This is a genomic window from Endobacterium panacihumi, assembly GCF_050847465.1.
Classification (GTDB): domain Bacteria; phylum Pseudomonadota; class Alphaproteobacteria; order Rhizobiales; family Rhizobiaceae; genus Neorhizobium; species Neorhizobium panacihumi.
Genome location: NZ_JBOZRA010000003.1, coordinates 389850 through 413066 on the forward strand (window position 1 = coordinate 389850; position 23217 = coordinate 413066).

A 23217-nucleotide genomic window follows, 5' to 3' on the forward strand; every position below is an offset into this window, starting at 1 on the left:
AATCCGAATGATCGAAAACAAGGTCGACAAAGGATGGTTGTTCACTGCGCAGAAAGATCGCCATGCAGCTCTGGCCCGGCTCGGGCATTGCGTGGTGGTTGTTTCTTTTACCACCCTTCCGATGCTGCCAGCCAGGCAGTTGCGTTTGTCCAAGGCTGTTTAGCTGTTGCTTGAAGCGTCGCGCCACTCAGCGCGCTCCGCCTGCCGGTTGCGCCACTGCTCGCGTTTTGCCTCTCGATCTCGGCAAACAGGACCATCGTCGTTCCAGCCCTTGGCGAACCAGATACCTAAGCCGGCAAGGACGACAACCACAAAGCCGCTCATGAGAAACGACGCAACCATACCATCCTCCTGAACATGTCAGTCCATAATAACTGCTCATGATCTCTGAGGTTCCCTAGTGCTTGCTAACGTACGCGCTGGATAGAGCCCGTCATGGTCTGGTCAACACCATCCAGCCTCTCCACGGCCAACGAGGCGCCGAACATCAAAATCGCGATAATGGGGATTGCGAATAGGACGATAGATCCTGGCACGCGCATGAACCAACTCCGAACAAATGCCTGCGTCGGCGCTAGCAATGCTCCGCGGCATTTAACGCAAAGTTAACGCGACGTCTTTGCACACAGTTAAGCTTATCCGTCGGCGATCGCTTCCGGATAAATCACCGTCGATACCAGAGGAGCAGCGATTGATTACTCAAGCACGGTTGAAACAACGGCTGAGATTTGATGCGAACGCTGCAAGTTTCATTTGGCTTCCCTGCGCTGACGCGGGGGGAAAATTCAGTGAGCAGTGGGTAGGCAGAAACGCTGGATCGAAAGATCGTAAAGGCCAACCGATTATCACGATTGACTGAATCCAGTACCACGCAACTGATCTCTTATGGCTCTACGCCACAGGTTAGCGGGCGGACACCCGTCACGTGGTCACCACACGGATAAAGCCGTACAACGAAATCGTGTCCGAGGATCCAAATGCCCAAACTTATACGCTTTCACCTATTGTGCCTGCCCCGCAGAGTACAGGCCACGTTCCCAGGAAACCTTTAAGCGCCTCATCGCCCCCGTTTTCGCTTGGCTGCAAACGAGCTGGCAACGCGACAGGGTTCAGGCGGTGGCAGGAGGAGATCCTCGCATACTTTTCGGGGTTGGTAGGCGGTCCGGAATACATCCACGAGGACGAAGGGTGGCGTCTTGCGTACTCCGCCGCGAAGGGCGAGAGGACATGTTTGCTACAAACGGCGAGTACACGCAGCCCGCAGTGGCAGGTAGGGCCATAATCGGAATGGCGTGCGGAACCGTCAGTGTGAAATGGCAGGAAATCGATCGGCGAGAGAAGGCGGCGAAGCGGAGGCATTGCGACGATTCCGTAGCCGCGCAGCATAGGACCGTATGCCACACGCATCCATCGCACCGGGGTAAGAGGGTGTCGCAAGACACTCTCGCCCCATTGCGGTTACGACCGGCCCGCCGTCATGCTGCATTCGTTGCAGCCGCTGAACGCAGCGGGTGACTACATGCCGATCAGCGGAAGCCGAAGAAGCTGAGTACGGCGAGAATGATGACGACTGCGCCTACGAGCCAAACGATGCTGTTCATTGAAAATTCCTCTTTGGATATGAGCTTGTGACGGATCACAATGCCTCACGGTCCCGTGAGTTCCATAGGAACTGCGTCTTCCTTGATTGGTTCGGTCATCAGGAGGATTTCCGGTGGAAGACTGGATCATCGCTTTGCTGGTCGTGGGCGTGATGCTGGTCATCGCGCTCAAGTGTGCCATTTCGAGCCGCTCAGCGGACTGAGGCGGTACCTTTGAGCATCCTAATCCTCTGTCGCTTTGTCTGCACCGGGTTTCGCACCGTGGTAGAGGCGGCCGATAAGCCTAACGTCACAAATTAACGTGAGGGCGCTGCTGACGAGCAGTTGCTGGATGCACTTATTTGCAGCAACGTAACACGGTCGCGACGTGGTCAACGGTAAGACACTTAAACGTGGAGGCTCCGCACTCTGCTGCCGATTACATTGGCAAAGCGCTGCCTCCTCTCAGCAACGTGGCACGCCCGCGCCGGGCTCCCGTGGTTGGCTGAGCTCGGCGCTTTTGTTTTCTTATGCCGCGATGCGGCGTGCAGCCTTGTCGATGGACTTACGGTCTGTACCGTGTTGATCGATGATCTTGGCTGCTTCCTCAACGGTGATCCTGAACTTCTTGGCTAGAACCTTCGGTTCATAGGCTGGCGTCGGCGCCGAGGCGCCTTCTCGTTCTGTCATGATTGTCTCCTTGAGATGAGGCGGCAATGGCATCGCCGCACACAGCGGCTGCCGCTCATGTCCATCATATGGGGATCAAGGGCGCTTTTTCCAAATCTCGCGGGGTAGAGCAGCATGGTAGCTCGCTTAGCTCATAACAAGACGTCGCTGGTTTAAGTCCAGCCTCCGCAACCAAGTCCACCTAGCGCCACCTTTACGACGCAGCCGCATGGAAGCGCCTGCGCGAGCACTAGCTTGTACTGCAGCCGCTCTGCGAGTTCCCCCTAATCACAGAGGATGTGACGGCCGCCGAGGTCGTTGACCACCGTAAGCCACACAAGGGCGACCTTGATCTATTCCATGATCCAAGAGATCCGCAGTCATTGTGAAGGCATTATCACGACAGTGCCAAGCGGATGATGGAGCGCGGGAAAAAGGTCGCCATCATCGGTTCGACGGGCACCGGTTCCGGAAGAACCTCCTGCTGATATCTAACGAACGATGCGCGAGCCCCTCTCCCTCGCGGTGGAGGACTTTTTTGTTCTAAGCTCGCAAGGGAACCATTGCGAGGTGGGCCTGTTCTATCAGGGTCAAAAGAAGCCAAAGAGGAACACCCGATGATTAAAATTCTCACAGTCGCAGCGCTTTCACTCGGTCTGGCAACGTCCGCAATGGCGCAGGGTGCTGGCGGCTCCAGTGGCACAGGCGGCGACAACAACGGTGGCAGCAACAGCGGTGCGAGCAGCAACACCGGATCCACTGGCACGGGCGGCGACAACAATGGCGGCGCATCGGGCGGAGCTTCCAGCGGCTCGAACAGCAATAGCGCTGGCAGCTCGCAGTCGAATTGTGGTGCCCCGGGCGGCACGCAGGGTGCAGCTCAGGCTGGTAAGCCTGAAACCACGGGTGGCACCTCCAATCCGGGTGCAGGCACCGTCGGCACATCCTGCTGATAAAACTGCAGCTTGACAAAGCGTCTCCTGCCCGCCGGCAGGGGGCGTTCTAGCATTTTGATGCTCCCAGCAAAAAGACCCGCTGGCTGTTCGGCCAACGGGTCTTCAGAGCAAAGTAGTCAATGATCAAAGCTGCACAGGACTAACCATTATGTCGGGAATGGGGTTCCAGTAATTCCTCAGTCACCGATTTCTGTCATCGCGACGCGCCTCTATGGACGCACTCGCACGGGATCAAGCTCGGTCAAATTATGCGACGGACGAATCGGGGCGGCTGGACGTTGAGGGGTCGTCATCCAGCGAAGGGTTTCGGGACAGGACCCAGCCAACGAATCCCCATGAGACGTGGCGGCCAACTTTCTTCCCCATAATCCGATCGATGTTCGTACCAACCTAAACGAAATGTCTGTTTAAGTCCAGTTCGTCTGCCAGTTGTTTAGATGGGCGGCTTGAGGCCAAGCCATGTACCTATATCACTCATGACGACGCGACGGCCGTTCTCAGACCTAAGCATGGTCATTGCATTGCTCTCGACGAGTTGCTTGTCTGCGTCCGTCGGCCATATACCAAGAGCTTCTTCGATGGCGATTGCTGCACGAGTGGTAAGCCTAGGAGGAACTCCTCTCCCAGCCCTCTTTTCAACCATCCATGCGTTGCTCTTCGCGATGTTTCTCGCGTTAGCAACAGACACTCCGAACCGCGCAGCGGTGAAGTCGATGGGCTCGCCCGCCAATTTCAGGAGGGCTACATGATAGTCTCTCTCTGCTCTTTGCAATTTTTCCATGATGCGCTCTAATCGCGGTGACGGAGTCCATCAAGACGCAAATTTGTGAGCGGCGATTGATCACGTGGCGTCTGCAGCCTGCTCTTGCGCTGGAGGCGCATCGTCATTAGCGACGTTATGCGGTTCGAAAAGTGGTGTCTCAGCAAAGACGCGGAGGTCTTCGGATAGCTTCATCAGCTCAAGAGCAATAGGTCCGAGCTCAACGAGCTTATTATCCTGGTCAATCATTGCACAGTCCCTCATTCTAGTTCCGGCACCTCCCAAGCCTGAAAGATAACAACGGGCGGACCATACTCACCGATTGATGGATCTGCCTCACGGCTCCACGCAACGACACCGGCAAATTGATCGGCCATCAGTCGGGCGTCGCGCCTTGCGCGTTCTTCCGTGTCCACTTGGCGCGGATCGAAGGCTGGCAAAAGTTCGCCCTCCTCGTTTTTCTGGAACGCAGCCAATACGATCAGCTTCCCTTTGGTGCTCATTGTAATCTTCCTATCTCGTCAGCGATATTTGCCGCCTCGTCACGCGCCGACGCTCGCTTGTGCGGATAATGCTCATAGCACCACCATCGCGGCTCGCCAGCACCGACCCGAAATCCCCAACCGCCCCACTTTCCGCAGCCTTCGACGCTGCAATGGTGAATGTACGGGCCTGCACCATTTAGCTGCGCTGTGCGTCCCTCGTCGCTCATTTCGCCGCCTCTATGAGGATGTCTGCTGCCAGCAAACAGGGGAAACCCGCTTCGCACGTGTCCGTTCCACGACGGTCGCAACCGATCGCCATGATACGCCGGAGCTCGACAAACTGGGTTGCGGCACCAAACTTTTTCACCAGCGAATTTCGATCGTATAACCCATGCCTATCGCACCGGTTGCAGACCATGTCGATCGTTTCACCGCGGAAGTCGCAAAGGGTTGGTAGGCTCATATCGCGGCGCTCCACGAATCTCGTCGCTCTTCGATAGATGTCTTGTCGCCTGTTGCGTCGCACGCGTTTACCTCAACCTCAAAACTCTCTGCAGCACGGATGCGCATAACCTCGAGATGCCACCGCTGCCGGCCGACACCCTGTACGGGAAGAGGCTCAAAGGGAAGGGCTGACACGCGCCATCTCGAAGCCGATGCAGTGGGATTGCCGAAATCTGTCGCTACGGGTGCCGTCGCCAGCGACAAATGATAAGGCCGGTCTCCAGATTGTTCCGCTGCGAGTTGGAACCATCGGCTGGCCACCATGGGCAGCCAGACCAACTCAGCGACAACAACTGCAACACCGTGATATCGTAGGCCTTCTTCGGCATTTTCGATCACGCCTTCCTCCGAGGCCGATCTGAACTACGGCCGGTGCGAAAAATTCAGGTCGGGACAAGCACCAGATGATCGGGCCGGGGATCCGGACAGCTGTCCCTGCCGTGAATAGCGCAGAAACCGTACCGGTGGTCACATCGCTACCGCCACCCGCATTCTCGTGCGTCTTACCGAGCGCAAGGCCACCCCCCGGAAGACGGCCGTCGATCTCAGCCACGCTAAACGCCAGCGAAGGTGAGCTTGCGCCGAACCGCCTGCTACTTGGTCTATGCATTGCTGCAGGTCGGCAATGATTGAGCGGTCGATCATGGTCTTACAATAGGCTTGCGTTCCTATTATGTTCTCATTCTTTCATGAGTCAATCCTCCTAAACGCACAAAGCCCCACTGAGGGCTGTCAGCGGGGCGATGGCGCTGCCAAGCCGACGCATCGTCATAATCGGCTGGGGCATTGCTACAACCCTTCTAGGGGCGTGTGGTTCCGTCGTTTACACTGTCTGATGTATCCGCCAGCGTCTGCCCGCAGGGCGGCGATATCGACCCTCTGACCGGGCGGGGGGCGGAAGGTGATCAGTAGCCAGGTGGCCCAGGGGACGGAGCATGAGGACCGAGAAGTGGACGGAACTCATTTGTTCACAGCTAGTTGATGATTGCGAAACAACCTGAAGCTAGAGGGAGAAACCCAAATGGGCATTTTCAGCAAAATCAAAGACGCTATTTTTGGACATCCAGCCGCCGCGGCTGAATCGGCGGTGGCGCAATCGTCGCCGTCCGCCGGCGCTCAAGTCGAGCCAGCCGCCAGCACCGCATCGCCTGTCGGAGGGACAGCGCCGGTGACGCCGGCAACGTCTGGCGCATCGCCCGCTCCGGCGCAATCGGCCCCCCCGCAAGCTCAGCCCATTGAGATCGCGCCAATCCTCGATGCGGCCGTGAAGAGCAGTGGTCAGAAGCTCGACTGGAAGCACTCGATCGTCGATTTGATGAAGGCGCTCGGAATGGATGCGAGCCTTGCTGAACGCAAGGAACTAGCGGACGAGCTTGGTTACACCGGAGAAAAGGATGGCTCCGCGGCTATGAACACTTGGCTGCACAAAGCGCTTCTCAAGAAGCTGTCCGAGAACGGCGGTAAGGTGCCTGCCGATCTCCTGGATTAAATGGTATACGGTGTACAAGCGTCGAAGGCTGCGGCACTCTGCGGCAGCCTTACGGTTGGGCAGCAGCGCGAGTCCATTGGTGTCGTGCCGCCTCCATCTGAAGCCCGATGATGGGATGAGTTTACCTAATCTTCAGTTCACGCGGCAAGCGACTGTCGAACGCCTGGCGCGCCGTTCCCACCTCATCCAGATGCTCCAGGGTCCAGGCATGGAGTGCCTGAAATGGACCCAGCAGCGAGCGGCCGAGCGGAGTGATCGCATATTCAACTCCGATCGGAGACCCGGTTATCACGCGGCGGGAAATCAATCCGTTGCGTTCCAACCGCCGCAGGCATTGCGTCAGCGCCTTCTGTGTAACGCCCCCCAGGTGACGCTTGATCCCGTTGAACCGCATGGGCCCTGTTTCCAACACACTGATCACCATCATCGACCACTTGTCAGCGATATTGTCGAAGAGAGAGCGACTGGGGCAGTTCTCATCGAAGTGTTGGCAGACGGGCATGGGTTTCCTCGGCGATACCTAGGCGACTTCAAGTGCGTTCTTGCGCCTAAGTAGCAGATGTATACCTTTCGCGCAAATCAACGCGAAAGGCTCTCCTATGAAACCAACAGACGTCCTCTTCCGGCCATTCAGCATCGGCTCGATGGAACTAGCGAACCGCGTCGTCATGGCCCCGATGACGCGCAGTTTCGCTCCTGCTGGCATCCCCGGTCCCGTGCATTCCGCCTATTATCGACGCCGGGCCGAAGGTGGTGCCGGCCTCATTCTCTCGGAGGGTACGGTGATCGATCGGCCAGCATCACGCAACGACCCAGGCATACCGTTCTTCCACGGCGATGAGGCCCTTTCGGGTTGGAAGGGCGTGATCGATGCGGTCCATGATGGCGGGGCCAAAATGGGGCCGCAGCTGTGGCACACCGGCGGGGTCAAGAGTTTTCTGACGGACTGGGTGCCCGAGGTGGAGGTGGAGAGCCCCTCCGGGCTTGACGCGCCCGGCCTTCCGCGTGGCAAGATCATGAGTGAAGCGGACATTGCCGATACGATTGCCGCCTTTGCCAAAGCGGGCGCTGAGGCAAAGCGGCTTGGCTTCGACACAATCGAGCTCCATGGCGCCCATGGTTATCTGATCGACCAATTCTTCTGGAGTGGCACCAACCTGCGCAGCGACAGCTACGGCGGCGCCACGATCCGTGAGCGGTCTCGCTTCGCCGCCGAGCTCGTCATGGCAGTCCGCGCTGCTGTTGGACGGGACTTCCCGATCATTTTGCGCGTGAGCCAGTGGAAGCCGCAGGACTATGCCGCGCGAATTGCCGAAACGCCCGACTCAATGGCCGACTGGCTGCAGCCTCTGGTCGATGCGGGTGTCGACGTGCTGCACTGCTCGCAACGGCGCTTCTGGGAGCCGGAGTTCCCTGAGATCGACGGGGCAGAAGGGCTCAATTTTGCCGGATGGGCCAAGAAGTTGACCGGCGCCGCCACAATCAGCGTTGGCTCGGTCGGCTTGTCAGGCGACGTCATGGGCGCGTTCAGTGGCGAGGGCTCGACCAGCGTGGGACTGGACAGGCTTCTTAAGCGGATGGAGCGTGATGAGTTTGACCTTATCGCTGTTGGCCGCGCACTCATTACTGATCCCGCCTGGGTCGAGAAGATACGGTCGGGTAATTGGGAAGGGCTTAAGGGCTTCGACGCTGCCTCACTAGCTGAACTGGTGTGAGCTATAGTTGTCTTTCTACTGTGGCAGATTGACCAGATTTGGTCGACGTAAAGGTCCTTGCCGCCGTAGCGAAGGATAGCGTCTAGAGTAATCGCGGTTAGTCAATATGGGCTGGCCGCACTCTGTTTTCGGTAAAACTATTGTGCGTTTAGACGATTACTCAAGCGCGAAGAGATTGGGCGGCCAACGCGTTTAGGGTCCTGAGTGATATGATCGACTGGAGCAGGCCTTGCTTGCGAAGCGCATCACGGACAACCGATGGCGCTTCAAACAGCCGGTTTGAGTGGCAACGTCGCGCGAATCCCTGCTATGACCTGATCGACGACCCGCTCCAATTCGTCACGCGTCGCACCGTCTCGAGCCTGCACGGAAAGGCCCTGCAGGACGGTCACGAGATAACGGGCGAGAGTCTCAGCGCGAGCTGTATCGATCCAGCGAAGTAGGGCTTGCGAGATTGAGTGCCGCATATCATCCCGCCGCGCGGTCAGTTCCCCCGCTAGCTCGGAATGTTCTGGCGCACTTTGCAGCATTCCACTCGACACCATACAACCTCGTTCCCCCTCAGTCGATGTCACCGCGTCGACTGCGTTGCGCAGCATGGTTTCAATAGATTGTGGCACATCTGTCGCGACGCCGAGATCGGTCAATGCGCCCTGCATCCCGAAATAGTGGTCCAGCGCCTCACGGTACAGTCCTGCCTTGCTGCCGAACGCGGCGTAGAGACTCGGCGGAGCAATGCCGATTGCAGATGTCAGGTCGCTCAGCGACACCCCCTCGTAGCCGTGGCGCCAGAACAGGCGCATCGCGGTATCGACCGCCTCGTTTCTGTCAAAGGTGCGAGGACCACCGCGCCGCTTCCGAATGATCTTATCCATAGTGATCACTAAAGATTGGTTGACATCAAAAAGCAAGTCGTTAGTGTTTAGCGATCGATACAAATAACGTGATGGCCGTCGCACCCACCTTCATCAGTCTTGGCTCTCGTTCCAGCTTCGAGGCCAAGTCTCCTCAGACAACCAAGGATTGCTCTGAATGAAATTCAATAAGTTCACCGGACTGGCACGCTCGCTGAGCGTGGCAGTCCTAATGGTGTTTTCGGCGTCAGCAGTAGATGCGGCTGATAGGAACTATACCGTACACTCGCCGGATGGCGTCGAGATCGCTGTTCAGGAGACCGGAAGTCCTGACGGAAAGCCGATCGTTTTCATCCATGGTCTGCTCGGGAGCCGCCTCAACTGGGCAGAGCAGACAGGCAGTCCAGGATTGCAGAAGTACCGGATGATCACCTATGACCTGCGCGGCCATGGGCAATCGGATAAGCCGGATGACGCGGAAGCATATCGGGACGGACGCCGATGGGCGGATGATCTTGCCGCCGTGCTGCAGGCCAGCGACGTCGAAAAGCCGGTTGTGGTAGGGTGGTCCCTTGGCGGTGTCGTTATATCGAACTACCTGGCTGCATACGGCGACGACAAGCTAGGGGGCGTGGTCTATGTCGATGGCGTTATCGAACTCAATTCCGCTCTCATCACACCGCATCCTGAGGTCTATGCCGGGCTTGCATCTGACGATCTGAAGACGCACCTCAACGCTGTTCGAACATTTCTTGCTCTGTGCTTCGAAACGCAACCCGATGCCGCGACGTTCGAACGACTTCTGTCGAACGCCGCGATGGCGTCTTGGGTTATGACAAAAGCCGTTCCTTCAATGACGGTCGATGTGGCTGATGGCCTGCCGAAAGCTGAAGTGCCCGTCTTGTTGCTGTATGGCGGTAAAGACGATCTGGTCATCACCGGCGCAAGTATCGCGCGGGCAAAGGATCTTAATCCAAGCGTTCAGTCGAAGATCTATCCGGATTCTGGTCATGCACCTTTTCTGGAGGAACCAAGTCGCTTCAATAGAGATCTCTCGGAATTTCGAGATGCAATATAGGAAGCAGAGTGATTGACTTCGGGGCGAGTTAGCTTGCCGCGGCACGCCATCTCCTAACGGGACGAAACACGAACGACCGACAAAGTGGTCGGGTCCTCTCCACGAAGAGCGAAAGACGGGGGCAAAGGCTCCAGTCCCATCAAGCGCTAACCCACTACGGCTGCCTCCGGCACGAAGCAGACGTTTGTGCGCTGACGATCATGGTCTGTCAAAAATCTTGTAACCGGTGTCGGAGTGGCCATGGCCCATGCGTCTTGGAGAGGGAGAGCGGGAGAAACATATGCTCACGATGCCGGAAATGGTCGAACGCGAAGCACAGCGCTATGTTGCTGTCCGTCTGCCAGTTGTGATCCCGTTCGCCGAAGAGGTCGATCCGGCTTTCGATGAGCTGTTTGACGCATTTGTGCGAGCTGATGTTAAGCCAGACGGCGTCGAGTTCATCAAGTTCAACCTCATCGATATGCCGCGTCTCGAGATCGAAGCGGGTATGACCACGGACGCGTCCATTTTTCTGTCAGGTCGTCTTGTTGAAGGCGAGCTACCGGCAGGGCGATATATCCGAATGATTTACACGGGCCCATATGACGGACTTTACGATGCCACCGCTATGCTTGTCGGATGGGCAAAGGAGAAGGGATTGAAATGGGACATGTCTAGCACAGAGGCAGGCGAGGTATTTGCTTGCCGGCTCGAGGTACACGACAACAATCCCTCCATTGAGCCTGATCCAAGCAAGCTTATAACCACGCTGCTGTTCAAGCTGGCGGATGTTTAACGGTTGTTGGGCTGGAATGATTTGGTAAGCAGCGGTTAAAGCAGCCGCTCATTCCCAGCCGCCGATGCGACTGAGCATCGGCCGCGATGCTATTTGAATGCTCTCAATATGCCGAGGACATTTCTTTCGCCAAATCAAAAACTCTAGTGAGATGGACGTTTGAACAGTTCCGCTCTAATATGCCGCCGGTCCAAGAACTTTAGAGAAAACTGACGGCATCGAGCTATGGAAAATGGCGAGCGAATGGGCGGCGGCACGACAGCGCATGTTGTGAAAATACGACCAGATGCCACGGTTGATATTCCCCAGTTATCAGTTTCTGAGGAGAAGATCATTTCTGCCTATCGCGAAGGAGCCGATGCTGCTCTGAGCGGGGCCCATGCTTTCAGCTGTCCGTACCTTGATGACTTAGAAAATGCTGCGAAGTACGCAGCGTGGATGGAAGGCTTCGACGACGTTAGGCGCAAATGATGCGTCCCTTGCCCTCTCGCGTCTGAATTCGACAACAGACTGGGCGGCTCTCTGGTGCCTGACCAATCCATTTGTCGCCCTAGAAGAGTTTAGAAACGTAAGACATCGCCGATTTTCACCGCAATGACAAATAACAATCACGGGTCGATGGTCCTATTGCCTTCAAGACATTCAACCAAGGCACCCCGAGATCCAATCAAATGCTCGCGGACGATCGTCGTCCAGATCGCAGACATATCAGACCTTGCCCGTCAGCATCATTTTTATTTTCTGGGCAAGATCATCGATTGCGAAGGGCTTGGTGATCATCTCCATACCGGGCGCCAGAAACTCAGCTCTTGCGGCTGCGGCTGCAGCGTAGCCTGTAATGAACAGAACTTTCAGATCGGGACGTGCTGCGATAGCGATTTCGGCAATTTGACGCCCGTTCATTCCCGGAAGCCCGACGTCGGACACGAGCAGATCTATGCGTTCACGGCCCTCGATCACAGGTAGCGCCTGGTTGCCATCGATCGTTTCAATAACGCGATAACCGAGGTCCTTGAGGACGTCCACGACCAGCATGCGAACCGAATCGTCATCTTCGACGACGAGGACGGTCTCACCATCTCCGCGAGGCAGGGTTATTGCAGGGTCCTTCTGGGAGGTGGCCCCTGTTTCGGCCGCCGTGCCTCCAGGAAGGTAGAGTTTAATCGTGGTGCCGATACCGATCTCACTGTAAATGCGGGCGTGGCCTCCCGATTGCTGCGCGAAGCCGTAAATCATCGAGAGACCAAGACCGGTGCCCTGGCCGATCGGCTTCGTCGTGAAAAAGGGATCGAAGGCTTTGTCGATGGTCGCCTGAGACATGCCGGTACCGGTGTCGCTCACGGCGAGCATGACGTAATTTCCGGGCTCTAGAGTGTCGCTGTGAGCGAGGTCGGCCTCGGTAAACGAAACATTGGTAGTTTCGATTGTCAGCTGACCGCCGTCGGGCATGGCATCGCGAGCATTGATGACCAGATTGAGAACAGCACTTTCAAGCTGGTTGGCGTCGGTAATCGCCTTCCAGGTTTCTGGCGCCGACACGATCTGCAACTCCACCTGTTCTCCCAGCGTGCGACGAAACAATTCCTCCATCGAGACGATCAGGTTCTTTACGTCCACGGGTTGCCGATCGAGAGACTGGCGGCGGGAAAAGGCGAGGAGACGGTGGGTGAGTGACGCCGCCCGATGCGCGGACGATGTCGCCGCGTCGATAAATTTGTCCAGATCGTCGGTTTTTTTGGCCGCGATCCGTCGCTTGATAACGGAGAGAGCTCCGATCACGCCGGTCAACATATTGTTGAAATCATGCGCAATGCCACCGGTGAGCTGGCCAACCGCCTCCATCTTCTGGGCCTGGCGCAATTGGGCTTCCGTGTCCTCGAGAACAGCTTTCTGCTGCTTCTCGACCGTCACGTCGCGGCCGTAGGCGTAAACACGGTCGTCTTCGCGGGAGGTCATCCAGGAGATGATACGCGGCGAACCGTCGAGATGGGTGAGCCGCACGTCCAAAGCGGTATGGGTGTTTTCGGCTGCGCGCTTCAGGTCCGGTCTTGTCTGGTCACGATCTTCCTCCCAGACGAAATCCAGCACTCTTTTGCCAATGACATCACCTGGTGCGTGACCAAGTATGTCATGCCAGGATGGGCTGACATCCTTGAACACACCGTCCGTGTCGATCACGACGAGTAGGTCTCTGGAATTCATCCAGACGCGGTCACGCTCACGGATGCTATCGCGAGCGATCTCGGCCAGAGCCTCGTTCGCCTCTCGAAGGCTTTCCTGTGTCTGCTTTGCGTCGGTGATGTCAAAGATCACGCCGACGTAGCGACGGCCGCTCGACTGGATGCTTTCGACATATTCGCCCCGGCGAGCGAGCCAGCGCTCCTGGCCGTCGTCTGCGCGCTTGACCCGAAATTCAATATCATGCTCGCTCTGCAGGTCATTTGGATCACTCAGATCAATGACCGGCTTGTCGTCTGGGTGGATGAGGTCGTTGAGGTTCCTGACCGGCAGAATTTTTGTCGGATGAAGACCAAACAGGCGACAGAACTGCTCGGAGACGCTGATCGTGCCGTAGCCGACGATATATTCGAATGTACCGATGCCGCCTGCGGACTGGGCGATGCGAAGCTGTTCGTCAACCCGCTTTTGTTCGGTGATATCGACAAGCGTGCCTATGAACTTGACCGGCTTATCGTCTGCGTTGCGGATTGCCCTGCCGCTGGAACGAACCCAGCGGTAGCCGCCGTCGTTGCGTAGCAGTCTGTATTCCTTGGAGAAGACCTCCGAGCCAGCGAGAATTCCGGCGACGGCGACTTTGACGCGCTTCAGGTCGTCCGGATGGATGGACGTGAAGAAACGATCGCTTGGGACACCGTCTGCGAGCTCGACAGGATCCTGGTTGGTGATACCGGCAAAGCGGGCGTCGGCAACAAGGCGCTTTTTGGCAATGTCCCATTCCCAGCCGCAGGTCGCGCCGGCGGCATCCAGAACGAGTTGCAGACGCCGTTGAGCCGCGTCCATTTCCGGAAGCTCTTGATTGGTCAACGGGCCATCGGCAGATTTCGTCATGAACGTCGCAATCACTGATCGGGTTAGGCTATTCGGTTTCCGTCATCACGCGGTCGATGAAGTCGGCAATGAGTTGTTTCAGCTTCTCCATGGAAGGAAGGTCCATGATCATGGCGATATAACCGCGTATGTCACGTTCGCGTACGGAAAAATTGATATAAAGGAAGAGGACGAAACTTCCTTGCCCGCTGGTGTCGTACGCCTCAAACAAACGGGAGCTGTCGCCGCGACGGACATCTGGCAGCGACATTTTCAAGGAGTGCTGGAGCATATTCGCCATTGAGCCGAGACAGCCATTCAGGATCACGTTTCCCGTCTCGGCAAGCGCCTCGTCTTCCATGTCGACAAGCTCGGTCTCTTCCATCTCGTCGCCGACAATGGCGCGTACAAGCGATAGTCCGTTGCTCTTAGGAAAGATCAGCAGCGCGCGGCCGGAAAAAGGTCCTTCAAAATGCTGTTGGACGGCGATGAGGGATTCGCTCTCCCGTTGCCCGATCAGGGACGCCGCCGACTTGCGTGTAACGATCTCGACCGACGGTACAGACAGGATGACTTCCTTGTTGACCATCTTGCGGAGGCTCGCCGCCGCGCGGCTAACACCGATGTTAACAAGTTCGGTCAGCGCATCGCGCTCGAGTTCGTCAAGATCGATTTTATCGGCGGTCATGCGCCCGCCTTCTTGAGCCGGAGAGCGGCCCCTGCGATAAACGGGCCAAGCCCGTCTTGCGTGACAGGCTTGGCGACGAAAGTGGCGTTGAGGGCACGTACTCTGGCAACGACCTCGTCCTGAACATTGGCGGTAATGACGGCGATCGGCATGTGAGGATGAGCGGAACGCAGTTCCGCAGCGAGCTCGAGGCCGTCCTTTTCCGGCATGTTGAAGTCCAGAATGGCGACGTCGATCTGCTGCGAATTGACAAGGGTCAGTGCATCGGCAGCACTGCCGGCCTCGACACGGACCCAATCGGGCTGCAGGGCGGCAATTGCCTTGCCCGCGACGATACGAGCCAGTTTGCTATCATCCACGACCAGAACTGTGACCGTCATTTCTTTCCTCGAAACATTGTTGCGACCTATACATCGCTCATATGCCGCAACACTTATGTGTGTGCCGGGGCATTCGCAAGCTGGTTAGCCTATTGCGGGCTGGTTTGCCTGAAATAAGCGTTTATTTCTTCGAGCACCTTATCTGATATCAAGGATGATACAGGGTTGGCTGCAAGCTGTGGCCGGAAAACCATCAGTGCCTGCCATATGGCAGTATGGATCGTTGTCGCGGCGCTCAGATCTATATGTAGGTCAGGATGGCGATCCATGTAGCTCACAAGTGTTTCGACTTCCTCGACGCCGCATGGACCTGTCAATCGGATTGCATTGTCGTCGACGGTCACAGTCATCGGATCAGCTCCTCGAGATCAAGGACGAGCAGGACCTTACCGTCGCCCAGCAGCGTTGTGCCGGCTATACCTGTCACACCCTGCAGGAGGCCGGATAGAGGCCGTGTCAGGGTTTCGGCTCGCTCGGCAATGTCATCGACAACCACTCCGATCCGATCTTCCCCGGTCCGAACGATCAGGACCTTCAGGTCAGCGGACGCGGCGATGGCGCGACGGATCTGCAACAGGTCGGCGAGATCAAGCAGGGGAATTGTACGATCACGCAGGATGAATGCGCGGCCCGCCCTGATCGACTGAACGGCCTGCACTGGCAGTTTCCGGGTTTCAAGGATGTCGGAAATCGGGATTCCGTAACGTTCGCCGCCCACTTTGACGACCATCAGTTGCGTCATCGAGAAGCTGATCGGGAGCCTGAGCATGAACGACGTTCCCGTCCCGAACGTGCTTTGCATGTCGAGTGTTCCGCCAAGACGCTGGATGGAGCGCTGGACCACGTCGAGGCCGACGCCGCGACCCGAGAGGTCGGATACCGCTGACATGGTCGAGAAGCCCGGTGCGAATACGAGCTGCAAAGCATCGGCGTCAGGCAGGGCGGCCGCACGGGTTGCGGTCAGCAGGCCGCGATCCAATGCGGTCTTGCGGATGCGCTCCGCGTCCATGCCCCGGCCATCGTCACTCACCTCGATCTCGATCTGGTCGCCTCGCTGCCGCGCACGCAGAAGAATGCGCCCTCTCGCCGGCTTCGACGATTGTAAACGTTCGCCTTCGGATTCGATACCGTGGTCAAGCCCGTTGCGAATGAGATGAAGCAGCGGCTCGAACAGGTTCTCGACGATTTCACGGTCTGCTTCGACGGTTTCGCCTTCGATTACCAGATCGAGCGCCTTGCCGAGCTTCGTTGACGTTTCGCGGACCAGTCGCGGAAAACGGCGGAACGTCTGCTCCAGCGGGATCATCCGGGCCTGCGTGACGGCGCTGTAGAGCGAAGCCACCAGCCTCTCGATCTCCTCGTGGCTGGAGCCGATGCGTCTGGCAAGCGCGCCGTCACCAAGGCTTCGCGCTTCCTCGGCCAGCGGCACGAGGCCGTTCTTTGCCGTGACCAGTTCGCCGGCGATCTCAACCAGCATGTCGATCCGCGCCGGATCCACCCGCATCGTCGTCTGGCGATCGGCGAGACGTTCCGGCGGGGCATCGGTTTCGGCGGATGTCCGGTGATCGCCCGGTGGCGGCAGCTCCACCAGCGTCACCTGGTCGGGGATGAGCCGGAACGCGGCTTCCAGGGTCGACAGCGGCCCACCGGAAATGGCCTCGATCATCAAATTGCAGCGGAAAGGATCATAGTCTTTCGGCGATGGAGGCGGCTCTTTGAGCGAGAGTGAAATATGGAGAAGGTCCGGCAGACGAGAGATGGTCGCCAGAGGATCGTCGCCATTGAAAAAACATTCCGGGTGCGGGTCGTAGCGAATGGCGATCGCGGTTCCGGGTCTATCGGAAGAGGGCAGGCGCTCGGCGAGCAAGAGCGCCCAGTCCGGCAGTGTCGTCGAAGTGACAGTTTGCTCGACGGTTTCGCGCCCGGTCATCTCGCTCGTCAAAAGCCCGAGAAGCCGGGAGGCCTGCTTGTCCTGCGCGTCGGACAGATGTCCGGTCTCGACGATCGCATCAATGCTGTCTTCAACCCATTCGACCACTGACAGAAGCGGATCGATGAGTGTCGCATCCACCGCGATGGTGCCCGTCCGCGCTCGGGACAAGAGATCTTCGGCGTGGTGCAGCACGTCCTGCATCCGGCCGAGGTCGAACAGGCCGACAGAGCCCTTGAGCGTATGGATTGCCCGGAAGGCGCTTTCCAGGTGGTCACGATTGCCGGCGTCCGCTTCCAGCGCCATGAGATCGTCCGAGGACTGCTGGACGAGCTCGCGTGCCTCGATGGCGAATTGTTCGATCAATTCATCCATCTATTTGTCTCTCGTCTCGCGGTATACGATGGCATCGGGAAAGCGCACGGTTTCGAAAGTTTCCGATATCCTGGACATGGACTCGGTATGGCCAAGGCAAACATAGCCGCCGGGATAGAGCATTTCATGAATGTTGCGCGCTGCAGTCTCGCGAGCCGCCTCGTCGAAATAAATAAGCAGGTTGCGGCAGAAGATTACGTCAAAACGACCGAGTGCTGCAAGGCTCTGGCGATCGACGATATTGCCCTTGGCGAAAGCGACGGATTCCCTGAGATCACCGATTAGCCGATGCTGCTGATCCTGCCCGGCTTCGAAATAGCGGTCGATAAGCTCATGGGGAAGCTTCGAGAGCGACCGTTGGCCAAAATTACCATCGACGGCGCGGCGAAGGATGTCGGTATCGATATCGGAGCCGACGATTTCGATGTTGTAGGCATCAACAAGCGGCCAGTTCTCGAGCAGCCAGATCGCGACGGAATAGGGCTCCTCGCCGCTGGAGCAGGGCATTGACCAGATGCGGATCCGGTCGCCCGGTCGCTTCGACCGGACGAGGTCGGGAAGGATGGAATTGCTCAGGCATGCGAGCTGGTGCAGTTCGCGATAGAAATAGGTCTCGTTGACTGTGAAGCTGTTGATCAGCAATTCGGATTCACTGAGATCGCCGCGCAGGATCGAGATGTAATCCCTGACCGAGTGCGCCCGCCGCTGGCGCACCAGATCGGTGATGCGACGCTCGATATAGTAGCGCTTCGTTTCGCCGAACACCATGCCGCTGCGCTTGTAGATGAGAGCGCATATTTCCTCTAGTTCACCTGGAGACAGAGGCTCGACCCGGTGTTTTTGCTCAGCGATCGGTGGCGTGGCCATCAGCAGATCCTATCCAGAAGATGTTGCCCGATCTGGTCCAGCCGCTTCACCTCGGTCGCTCCGCCGCGCTGCACCAGCTCACCCGGCATTCCCCAGACGACGGCAGTTTCTTCTGCCTCGGCAACGGTATGACCGCCTGCCGATCTGAGGTCGGTCATCGCCGCTGCTCCGTCATTTCCCATGCCTGTCATCAGGACGCCGATCAAGGCTTCCGCCGGCACATGCTTCATCGCCGAGCGCACCATCCGATCGACGCTGGGGTGCCACCGGAACTCGTGATCGCTGGGTGCCGCCATCGCCACCAGATCTCCAGCGCGGGAAGAAATCACGATATCGGAATCGCCCCGGGCGATGTAGATATTACCCGGTTCGAGCCTTGTCGGCCGGGTGACTTCCATGACGGTCAGCGCGCATATCTTGTCGAGGCGCTTTGCGAGGGCGCCGGTGAAGGACGCTGGCATATGTTGCGCGACAACGACCGGCCATTTGAACCCGGACGGCAATTGGGCAAGTACCGCATCCAGTGCCGGTGGGCCACCTGTAGACGTGCCGATCAGCACCAGCCCGTGGCCTGCCCCGCCGTTGAACATGGGGCGAAACGGGGTGGGGCGAGGCATGGCAGAGGGTGCCGTTGCATACGGCAAACGCTTCGCGAGGCGGACGCGCTCTGTGAGCCGGCGGCTGTGCCGGATGCGCACGGAGGCCGCGATGCGAACCTTTTCTACCAGGCGTGGCGCCAGTTCGTCGATTCCCAGAGAGATGGCGCCACTCGGTTTTGCGATGAAGTCGACAGCGCCCATTTCGAGCGCCGCTAAGGTTTCTTGCGCTCCTGCTTGCGTGAGCGAGGAGACCATTACAACGGGGCAGGGATGTTGGAGCATAATGCGGTCGAGACATTCCAGGCCATTCATCCGCGGCATGTGGATGTCGAGCGTCACCACGTCTGGGCGAAAGTCCGGAATGATCTTCAGCGCCTCATCGCCATCACGGGCGAACCCGATCTCGAAATCGGGCTCAGTGCCGAAAATCTGGCCGAGCAACTTCCGCATCAAGGCGGAATCTTCCACAATCAGAAGGCGGATCATGATCCGATGCCGCCAGTCTCTGTCCCTGTTGCGGCCTTGCCCTCGGTGATGGCGGAAACCACGTCTCGCTCCGCTTTCGTCAGAAGCTCCTTCGGATCGACCAGCAGCACCATCCTGCCATCCGCCTCGATATGGGCGACGCGATCGAAAACTTCCGTCTGCTCGGACGAAAAATCGGGCGCTACGGAGAGGGCGGCGGCCGGTAATGCCTTCACCTCGGACACCGCGTCAACGACGAAGCCCGCCTGGAGCCTGCCGATCGTCAACACGATGGCGCGGGCAGCGGCTGTCTGTACCGCTTGAGGGCTGTCGAAGCGGCTTCGCTGATCGATCAGCGGTACGGCCCTGCCGCGCAGGTTGATGACGCCGATGACGAAGGCAGGCGCACCGGGCATGCGGGTGACCTCGGCTGGCACCCTGATGACTTCGTCCACCGAGGCGATCGGAAGGCCGTAGTTCTCCTCTCCCAGCTGGAAGATCAGGAATTGCTCGACCGCACCGTCCGCTTCTGACGCTGTTTGCATTGATGCGGCTCCCGTTTTCTGGCCAACGGCCCTTGCGACCTCATCGTCGCCGAACAGCTTTTCCGGCGACAGGATAGAGATCAATCGTCCACTATCCTCAATCCGGCCGATCGCCGCGATCTGCGCATTGCCGCGGCCACGCTGCAGGACCGCGGGAACCATATCCATGGCTTGCTCGGGCAGACGATAAATGACGTCAATCGCATCAACGACCAGACCGATCAGGTCACCCTCATGCTCGATAACCACGATCCGTGCATTTTCGGCCGCTGATCGGGCAGTTTCCAGGCCCATCAGCGACACGAGCGACACCAAAGGCAGAACGCTGTCGCGCAGGGACATAAGCTCCGTCACCGCTTCTTGCCCGTTGGCAACGGCTGCGACATCGCCAGGCCTGATAAAGACCTCTCGGACATGTTCGAGCGGCAGTCCGTAAAGCTGGCCGGCTACGCGGAACGACAAAATCGGTGTCAGCGTCACACTTGCTTGGCTGCTTCTGTCGCGCTCGACGAAACCTGTTCGCCCGACAGGCGCACGTCTCGTTGTCTTGAACGCGGCGTCCAGAAGATCGCTCAAACCCTCGAGGGGCGCTGCTGCGGATTTGTCCGATAGCGTTAGCACGTCGTCGACGAGCAGGCCGACCGGTCCGCCGTGATCATAGACGATGATCTTGCCATTCTGAGGGGATGCGCCATCCCCGCCGCTTAGGATTCGCGCCATCGACAGGACCGGCATCGGCCGGCCGCGTAGATTGGAAATGCCCGCGAGGGCAAAGGGACCATTTGGCACCCGGGTGAGGTGGCCGGTCCTGACCACCCCCAGAACCCTGTCGGCTTCGATCTCGTGGCTGAGCTGTCCGACCCTGAACACGAGCCGGCGTCGTCGGTCCGCCTCCCAGGAGAAGTTTTCCATCCTGTCAGTTTCCCGACATCTGGAGTTCGTCTGCAAGCGACGCGATTTCCTCGACGGCTGCCGCCAGGTCTTCGGCACCGCGGGACTGTTGTCTCGCCGCGGTGGCAGCCTGTTCCGAGGCAGCACTTGCTTCCTGGGCGACGGAGGCGATCTGCTGCGTGCCGGTCTGAACCTGCGTAGCAGCGATGAGAATCGATTGTGCGGCTTCCAGGATGGACGCATTTCCGCGCACCATCGTCTCGATATCGGCTTCCGCAACGGATAGAAGATCGAGGATCAGGCTGCTCTTGGCGATCTCAGCCTCGCAAGCAGCCATGGTCGCTTCAAGCTCGCGCTGGACGGCGAGGATCTGGATCTGGATCGACCGAACGACGTCCTTCACGCCGTCAATGTTTTCCGCCGCGTCCTGGGCGAGCTTGCGGATATCGGTCGACACGACGGCAAACCCACGGCCGGCGTCGCCGGCTCTTGCCGCTTCCACAGAGCCGCTGACGGCCAGCATGTTTGTCTGGACGGCGACAAGTACGATCCGGTCGACGGCGCGCTCGATCTGGAATCCTATTTCGCCGAGCGCGTTGAGGTCTGCCAAGGCATTGCGGGTGTCCGTCAGTGCGTCGGAAATGCCGGATGTTATGCCCATCAGGCCTGCCTTGGTCGTTGCCAGCAAACTCCTGATTTCCTGGGCCCGCCCTGCTGCGTGTTCGGCACCGGTCTGAGCCTGTGAAGCACTTTTTTCGATCTGGACCATCGCTGCATTCGCCTGCTGCGTGGCGGCTGCTTGAGCTTCAGCGCCCCGGCTGATTTGCTCCACGGCGATCAGGATCTCGTCGGCGGCGCCGGAAAGCTCCTGAACGGTCGCTGATAGTTCCTCGGCGGCCGAACTCAGTTCCTCCGCCCGAGAGGACCGGCCTCCTTCGTTCATCAGTTCGTCCGCAAGGGTTGCCAGCGATTGGGCGGTCAGGTGACTTTCCTCCAGCGCCGAACTCTGCTGCAGCACGGCGCGCTGTGCCTCGGTCGCCGCCGCCGACTGTTCTTCTGCTGCCGCCGCAACCGTTTCGGCACCCTTTTGCGCCTCGCGGGTCGCCACTTCCGCCTCGACGGCCGCAATGAGGATGGTCTGGCTATTCTGCGACAGCGCGGTCAGGCCCGAACGGATGGCGTGCAGTTCTTCACCGACGGCCCGTCCGGAGACCGTCTGTTCGCGTGCCTTCGTCGCAGCGGAGTTCATCCGGGCGGCAATCAGCCGGACGCCGTCGACAATCGTCTGTGCATGCTGGTTGACGTCACGCGAGCTGCGCTCGGCGACTTCGGCCAATGAGCGGACTTCGTCGGCGACCACGGCAAACCCTCGACCGTCATCACCAGCGCGTGCGGCCTCGATTGCGGCGTTCAGAGCAAGCAGGTTTGTTCGATCGGAAATATCGGCAACGGCGACCGTGGTCGCGCCGATCGTCTCGGCCTGCGACTGCAGCTTCTCGATGACGGCAACCGAGGCGCTTTGGCGCGAGGCGTTGGTATCGATGGCGATGACCGACGTTTCGATTTGTGCGGCCGCCTCCAGCACCGAGCCCTGCAGTTCCTCGGCGCGTGTGCGCGCAGCCTCGGCCTCGGATCGGGCCTCGCTGAACCGCGCGGAAAGGTGCGTGGTGGCGGACAGGGATTCGTGCGCCGCGCCTGCTGCTTCTTCCGCGCCGCTGGCGATCTGCTCGAGTGCGCGACGAAGCTCTTCGGCGGCCGAAGCCGCTTCGGCGACGCCGGTCGAGAGTTCTTCCGTTGCGGCTCCGATCCGCTCGGCCGCCTTCTGCTGACGGACGCGAGAGCGATCCTGTGACCGGCGGGAAGCTGCCGACTTGTCCGAACCTGCATTGCCCGTCGGGCCGGACGTCATCACTTTACCTGCCGCCGACTTTGCGCCCAGTTGGGAGGTCTTTACCAGTGCCATAGGATGTCCGTTGTTTATAGGCCCGAAATGCATGCTCGCGCGGAAAGGCGCCGAGCCCGCAAAAGGCGGCTAACTCATCTGATTTTTATGACTTAAAGGGCTGGGCAAAGCAATCTTTCCCATGCAGGTGACTGATCAGTTCGCGGATATGGTTTATGACGTGGCGGATGTCATAAGGTTTCCAGACGAAGGGTATTTCGCGCGGCAGGCTGCTTTTGTGAACCTTCAAAAAGCCGCAGGTCAGCATGATCGCCATATTCAGCCGCGATTGATGCACCACTTCGATGTGCTTCAGCCCGTCCATCGAACCCGGCATGTCTGTGTCGGTGACGATCGCCACGATTTCTGGATGTGTTTCCTGCCTTTCCAGTGCCGCATCGGCGGTTCCGGTTTCGTAGACTTGAAATCCGGCGTCTTCCAGATCCGTGACAGGGGCATCTGGATAAGGTCCTCGTCTTCGACGACCAAGACCTGGTGGGCGCGACATTGCATTCGAACAAAAACCAATTGTAGGGAAACATACGAAATTCAACAAAAAAACGCCGAATGGCACGCAAAGTTCCTGAGGAATATCTGTCACGATAACGCTGCTCAGTGGGCA

25 protein-coding genes and 1 tRNA gene are annotated in these 23217 nt (G+C 58.5%); 8 read left to right on the forward strand and 18 right to left on the reverse strand.

What is annotated here, in order from left to right; genetic code table 11:
* Window positions 1–7: 7 nt before the first annotated feature.
* Entirely contained in the window at window positions 8–163 is a 156-nt protein-coding gene (locus ACRQ1B_RS17315) for a hypothetical protein (RefSeq protein WP_432295073.1), read from the forward strand.
* Here ACRQ1B_RS17315 and ACRQ1B_RS17320 read toward each other — a convergent pair.
* Entirely contained in the window at window positions 160–342 is a 183-nt protein-coding gene (locus ACRQ1B_RS17320; protein ID WP_432295074.1) for a hypothetical protein, read from the reverse strand. The genes ACRQ1B_RS17315 and ACRQ1B_RS17320 overlap by 4 nt on opposite strands.
* A gap of 1766 nt (window positions 343–2108) precedes the next feature.
* On the reverse strand, window positions 2109–2270 hold the full coding sequence (locus ACRQ1B_RS17325) for a hypothetical protein (protein ID WP_432295075.1): 162 nt from the start codon (window positions 2268–2270) through the stop codon (window positions 2109–2111).
* Window positions 2271–2368: 98 nt separating this feature from the next.
* Here ACRQ1B_RS17325 and ACRQ1B_RS17330 point away from each other — a divergent pair.
* Window positions 2369–2444 (forward strand) — tRNA-OTHER (locus ACRQ1B_RS17330).
* A gap of 422 nt (window positions 2445–2866) precedes the next feature.
* Entirely contained in the window at window positions 2867–3202 is a 336-nt protein-coding gene (locus ACRQ1B_RS17335) for an oxidoreductase (protein ID WP_432295077.1), read from the forward strand.
* 436 nt (window positions 3203–3638) lie between these two features.
* Here the strand turns inward: ACRQ1B_RS17335 and ACRQ1B_RS17340 are convergent, their stop codons facing one another.
* The 4 genes from ACRQ1B_RS17340 to ACRQ1B_RS17355 form a co-directional block, all read right to left on the reverse strand.
* Window positions 3639–3986 carry a hypothetical protein gene (locus ACRQ1B_RS17340; RefSeq protein ID WP_432295078.1) on the reverse strand — a complete coding sequence of 116 codons (348 nt, stop codon included), beginning with the start codon at window positions 3984–3986 and terminating at the stop codon, window positions 3639–3641.
* Between the two features lie 60 nt (window positions 3987–4046).
* A complete protein-coding gene (locus tag ACRQ1B_RS17345) occupies window positions 4047–4214 on the reverse strand; it encodes a hypothetical protein (protein ID WP_432295079.1) in 168 nt (55 codons plus the stop codon).
* Between the two features lie 11 nt (window positions 4215–4225).
* Complete coding sequence (locus tag ACRQ1B_RS17350) at window positions 4226–4468, reverse strand: hypothetical protein (protein ID WP_432295080.1); 243 nt, start codon at window positions 4466–4468, stop codon at window positions 4226–4228.
* 441 nt (window positions 4469–4909) lie between these two features.
* Window positions 4910–5293: a hypothetical protein gene (locus tag ACRQ1B_RS17355; protein ID WP_432295082.1), complete on the reverse strand. Its 384-nt coding sequence runs from the start codon at window positions 5291–5293 to the stop codon at window positions 4910–4912.
* A gap of 682 nt (window positions 5294–5975) precedes the next feature.
* Here ACRQ1B_RS17355 and ACRQ1B_RS17360 point away from each other — a divergent pair.
* Window positions 5976–6443, forward strand: coding sequence for a DUF3597 domain-containing protein (locus tag ACRQ1B_RS17360; RefSeq protein ID WP_432295083.1), 468 nt, complete (start codon window positions 5976–5978; stop codon window positions 6441–6443).
* Between the two features lie 121 nt (window positions 6444–6564).
* Here ACRQ1B_RS17360 and ACRQ1B_RS17365 read toward each other — a convergent pair whose 3' ends face one another.
* Entirely contained in the window at window positions 6565–6945 is a 381-nt protein-coding gene (locus tag ACRQ1B_RS17365; RefSeq protein WP_432295084.1) for a winged helix-turn-helix transcriptional regulator, read from the reverse strand.
* Window positions 6946–7042: 97 nt separating this feature from the next.
* Here ACRQ1B_RS17365 and ACRQ1B_RS17370 point away from each other — a divergent pair, with 97 nt between their 5' ends.
* The gene (locus ACRQ1B_RS17370; RefSeq protein ID WP_432295085.1) at window positions 7043–8158 is read left to right on the forward strand and encodes an NADH:flavin oxidoreductase; all 1116 of its coding nucleotides are present in this window, start codon (window positions 7043–7045) and stop codon (window positions 8156–8158) included.
* 266 nt (window positions 8159–8424) lie between these two features.
* Here ACRQ1B_RS17370 and ACRQ1B_RS17375 read toward each other — a convergent pair whose 3' ends face one another.
* Entirely contained in the window at window positions 8425–9033 is a 609-nt protein-coding gene (locus tag ACRQ1B_RS17375; RefSeq protein WP_432295086.1) for a TetR/AcrR family transcriptional regulator, read from the reverse strand.
* 157 nt (window positions 9034–9190) lie between these two features.
* On the opposite strand from ACRQ1B_RS17375, the gene ACRQ1B_RS17380 reads away from it, so the two are divergent.
* From ACRQ1B_RS17380 to ACRQ1B_RS17390, 3 genes are all read left to right on the forward strand, one after another.
* The gene (locus ACRQ1B_RS17380; protein WP_432295087.1) at window positions 9191–10090 is read left to right on the forward strand and encodes an alpha/beta fold hydrolase; all 900 of its coding nucleotides are present in this window, start codon (window positions 9191–9193) and stop codon (window positions 10088–10090) included.
* 280 nt (window positions 10091–10370) lie between these two features.
* Window positions 10371–10865: a GyrI-like domain-containing protein gene (locus tag ACRQ1B_RS17385; protein WP_432295088.1), complete on the forward strand. Its 495-nt coding sequence runs from the start codon at window positions 10371–10373 to the stop codon at window positions 10863–10865.
* 225 nt (window positions 10866–11090) lie between these two features.
* Window positions 11091–11336, forward strand: a complete 246-nt coding sequence (locus ACRQ1B_RS17390) for a hypothetical protein (RefSeq protein WP_432295089.1) — start codon at window positions 11091–11093, stop codon at window positions 11334–11336.
* A 237-nt stretch (window positions 11337–11573) separates the two neighbouring features.
* On the opposite strand, the gene ACRQ1B_RS17395 is transcribed toward ACRQ1B_RS17390, so the two are convergent.
* The 10 genes from ACRQ1B_RS17395 to ACRQ1B_RS17440 all read right to left on the reverse strand — a co-directional run bounded on the left by ACRQ1B_RS17395 (window position 11574) and on the right by ACRQ1B_RS17440 (window position 23196).
* Window positions 11574–13934, reverse strand: coding sequence for a hybrid sensor histidine kinase/response regulator (locus tag ACRQ1B_RS17395; RefSeq protein ID WP_432295091.1), 2361 nt, complete (start codon window positions 13932–13934; stop codon window positions 11574–11576).
* Window positions 13935–13962: 28 nt separating this feature from the next.
* A complete protein-coding gene (locus ACRQ1B_RS17400) occupies window positions 13963–14601 on the reverse strand; it encodes a chemotaxis protein CheX (RefSeq protein ID WP_432295092.1) in 639 nt (212 codons plus the stop codon).
* Window positions 14598–14981, reverse strand: a complete 384-nt coding sequence (locus ACRQ1B_RS17405) for a response regulator transcription factor (RefSeq protein WP_432295093.1) — start codon at window positions 14979–14981, stop codon at window positions 14598–14600. Before ACRQ1B_RS17405 ends, ACRQ1B_RS17400 begins: the two co-directional genes overlap by 4 nt.
* 89 nt (window positions 14982–15070) lie before the next feature.
* Entirely contained in the window at window positions 15071–15331 is a 261-nt protein-coding gene (locus tag ACRQ1B_RS17410) for a hypothetical protein (protein ID WP_432295094.1), read from the reverse strand.
* Window positions 15328–17286 carry a chemotaxis protein CheA gene (locus ACRQ1B_RS17415; RefSeq protein WP_432295095.1) on the reverse strand — a complete coding sequence of 653 codons (1959 nt, stop codon included), beginning with the start codon at window positions 17284–17286 and terminating at the stop codon, window positions 15328–15330. The genes ACRQ1B_RS17410 and ACRQ1B_RS17415 overlap by 4 nt, the downstream gene beginning before the upstream one ends.
* Window positions 17287–18153, reverse strand: coding sequence for a CheR family methyltransferase (locus ACRQ1B_RS17420; RefSeq protein ID WP_432295096.1), 867 nt, complete (start codon window positions 18151–18153; stop codon window positions 17287–17289).
* Window positions 18153–19238 (reverse strand): protein-glutamate methylesterase/protein-glutamine glutaminase, encoded by a 1086-nt coding sequence (locus tag ACRQ1B_RS17425; RefSeq protein ID WP_432295097.1) that lies wholly within the window; start codon window positions 19236–19238, stop codon window positions 18153–18155. Before ACRQ1B_RS17425 ends, ACRQ1B_RS17420 begins: the two co-directional genes overlap by 1 nt.
* Window positions 19235–20674, reverse strand: a complete 1440-nt coding sequence (locus ACRQ1B_RS17430) for a chemotaxis protein CheW (protein WP_432295098.1) — start codon at window positions 20672–20674, stop codon at window positions 19235–19237. The genes ACRQ1B_RS17425 and ACRQ1B_RS17430 overlap by 4 nt, the downstream gene beginning before the upstream one ends.
* A 4-nt stretch (window positions 20675–20678) precedes the next feature.
* On the reverse strand, window positions 20679–22616 hold the full coding sequence (locus tag ACRQ1B_RS17435) for a methyl-accepting chemotaxis protein (protein ID WP_432295099.1): 1938 nt from the start codon (window positions 22614–22616) through the stop codon (window positions 20679–20681).
* Window positions 22617–22701: 85 nt separating this feature from the next.
* Complete coding sequence (locus ACRQ1B_RS17440; RefSeq protein ID WP_432295100.1) at window positions 22702–23196, reverse strand: response regulator; 495 nt, start codon at window positions 23194–23196, stop codon at window positions 22702–22704.
* Between the last annotated feature and the right edge of the window lie 21 nt (window positions 23197–23217).

Coding starts and splice junctions, on each gene's coding strand:
- ACRQ1B_RS17375 (WP_432295086.1), bottom strand. CDS start 9,033: ATGGATAAGATCATTCGGAAGCGGCGCGGTGGTCCTCGCACCTTTGAC.
- ACRQ1B_RS17410 (WP_432295094.1), bottom strand. CDS start 15,331: ATGACTGTGACCGTCGACGACAATGCAATCCGATTGACAGGTCCATGC.
- ACRQ1B_RS17320 (WP_432295074.1), bottom strand. CDS start 342: ATGGTTGCGTCGTTTCTCATGAGCGGCTTTGTGGTTGTCGTCCTTGCC.
- ACRQ1B_RS17430 (WP_432295098.1), bottom strand. CDS start 20,674: ATGGAAAACTTCTCCTGGGAGGCGGACCGACGACGCCGGCTCGTGTTC.
- ACRQ1B_RS17415 (WP_432295095.1), bottom strand. CDS start 17,286: ATGGATGAATTGATCGAACAATTCGCCATCGAGGCACGCGAGCTCGTC.
- ACRQ1B_RS17390 (WP_432295089.1), top strand. CDS start 11,091: ATGGAAAATGGCGAGCGAATGGGCGGCGGCACGACAGCGCATGTTGTG.
- ACRQ1B_RS17360 (WP_432295083.1), top strand. CDS start 5,976: ATGGGCATTTTCAGCAAAATCAAAGACGCTATTTTTGGACATCCAGCC.
- ACRQ1B_RS17425 (WP_432295097.1), bottom strand. CDS start 19,238: ATGATCCGCCTTCTGATTGTGGAAGATTCCGCCTTGATGCGGAAGTTG.
- ACRQ1B_RS17315 (WP_432295073.1), top strand. CDS start 8: ATGATCGAAAACAAGGTCGACAAAGGATGGTTGTTCACTGCGCAGAAA.
- ACRQ1B_RS17380 (WP_432295087.1), top strand. CDS start 9,191: ATGAAATTCAATAAGTTCACCGGACTGGCACGCTCGCTGAGCGTGGCA.
- ACRQ1B_RS17395 (WP_432295091.1), bottom strand. CDS start 13,934: ATGACGAAATCTGCCGATGGCCCGTTGACCAATCAAGAGCTTCCGGAA.
- ACRQ1B_RS17405 (WP_432295093.1), bottom strand. CDS start 14,981: ATGACGGTCACAGTTCTGGTCGTGGATGATAGCAAACTGGCTCGTATC.
- ACRQ1B_RS17435 (WP_432295099.1), bottom strand. CDS start 22,616: ATGGCACTGGTAAAGACCTCCCAACTGGGCGCAAAGTCGGCGGCAGGT.
- ACRQ1B_RS17340 (WP_432295078.1), bottom strand. CDS start 3,986: ATGGAAAAATTGCAAAGAGCAGAGAGAGACTATCATGTAGCCCTCCTG.
- ACRQ1B_RS17385 (WP_432295088.1), top strand. CDS start 10,371: ATGCTCACGATGCCGGAAATGGTCGAACGCGAAGCACAGCGCTATGTT.
- ACRQ1B_RS17335 (WP_432295077.1), top strand. CDS start 2,867: ATGATTAAAATTCTCACAGTCGCAGCGCTTTCACTCGGTCTGGCAACG.
- ACRQ1B_RS17365 (WP_432295084.1), bottom strand. CDS start 6,945: ATGCCCGTCTGCCAACACTTCGATGAGAACTGCCCCAGTCGCTCTCTC.
- ACRQ1B_RS17350 (WP_432295080.1), bottom strand. CDS start 4,468: ATGAGCACCAAAGGGAAGCTGATCGTATTGGCTGCGTTCCAGAAAAAC.
- ACRQ1B_RS17400 (WP_432295092.1), bottom strand. CDS start 14,601: ATGACCGCCGATAAAATCGATCTTGACGAACTCGAGCGCGATGCGCTG.
- ACRQ1B_RS17370 (WP_432295085.1), top strand. CDS start 7,043: ATGAAACCAACAGACGTCCTCTTCCGGCCATTCAGCATCGGCTCGATG.
- ACRQ1B_RS17345 (WP_432295079.1), bottom strand. CDS start 4,214: ATGATTGACCAGGATAATAAGCTCGTTGAGCTCGGACCTATTGCTCTT.
- ACRQ1B_RS17325 (WP_432295075.1), bottom strand. CDS start 2,270: ATGACAGAACGAGAAGGCGCCTCGGCGCCGACGCCAGCCTATGAACCG.
- ACRQ1B_RS17420 (WP_432295096.1), bottom strand. CDS start 18,153: ATGGCCACGCCACCGATCGCTGAGCAAAAACACCGGGTCGAGCCTCTG.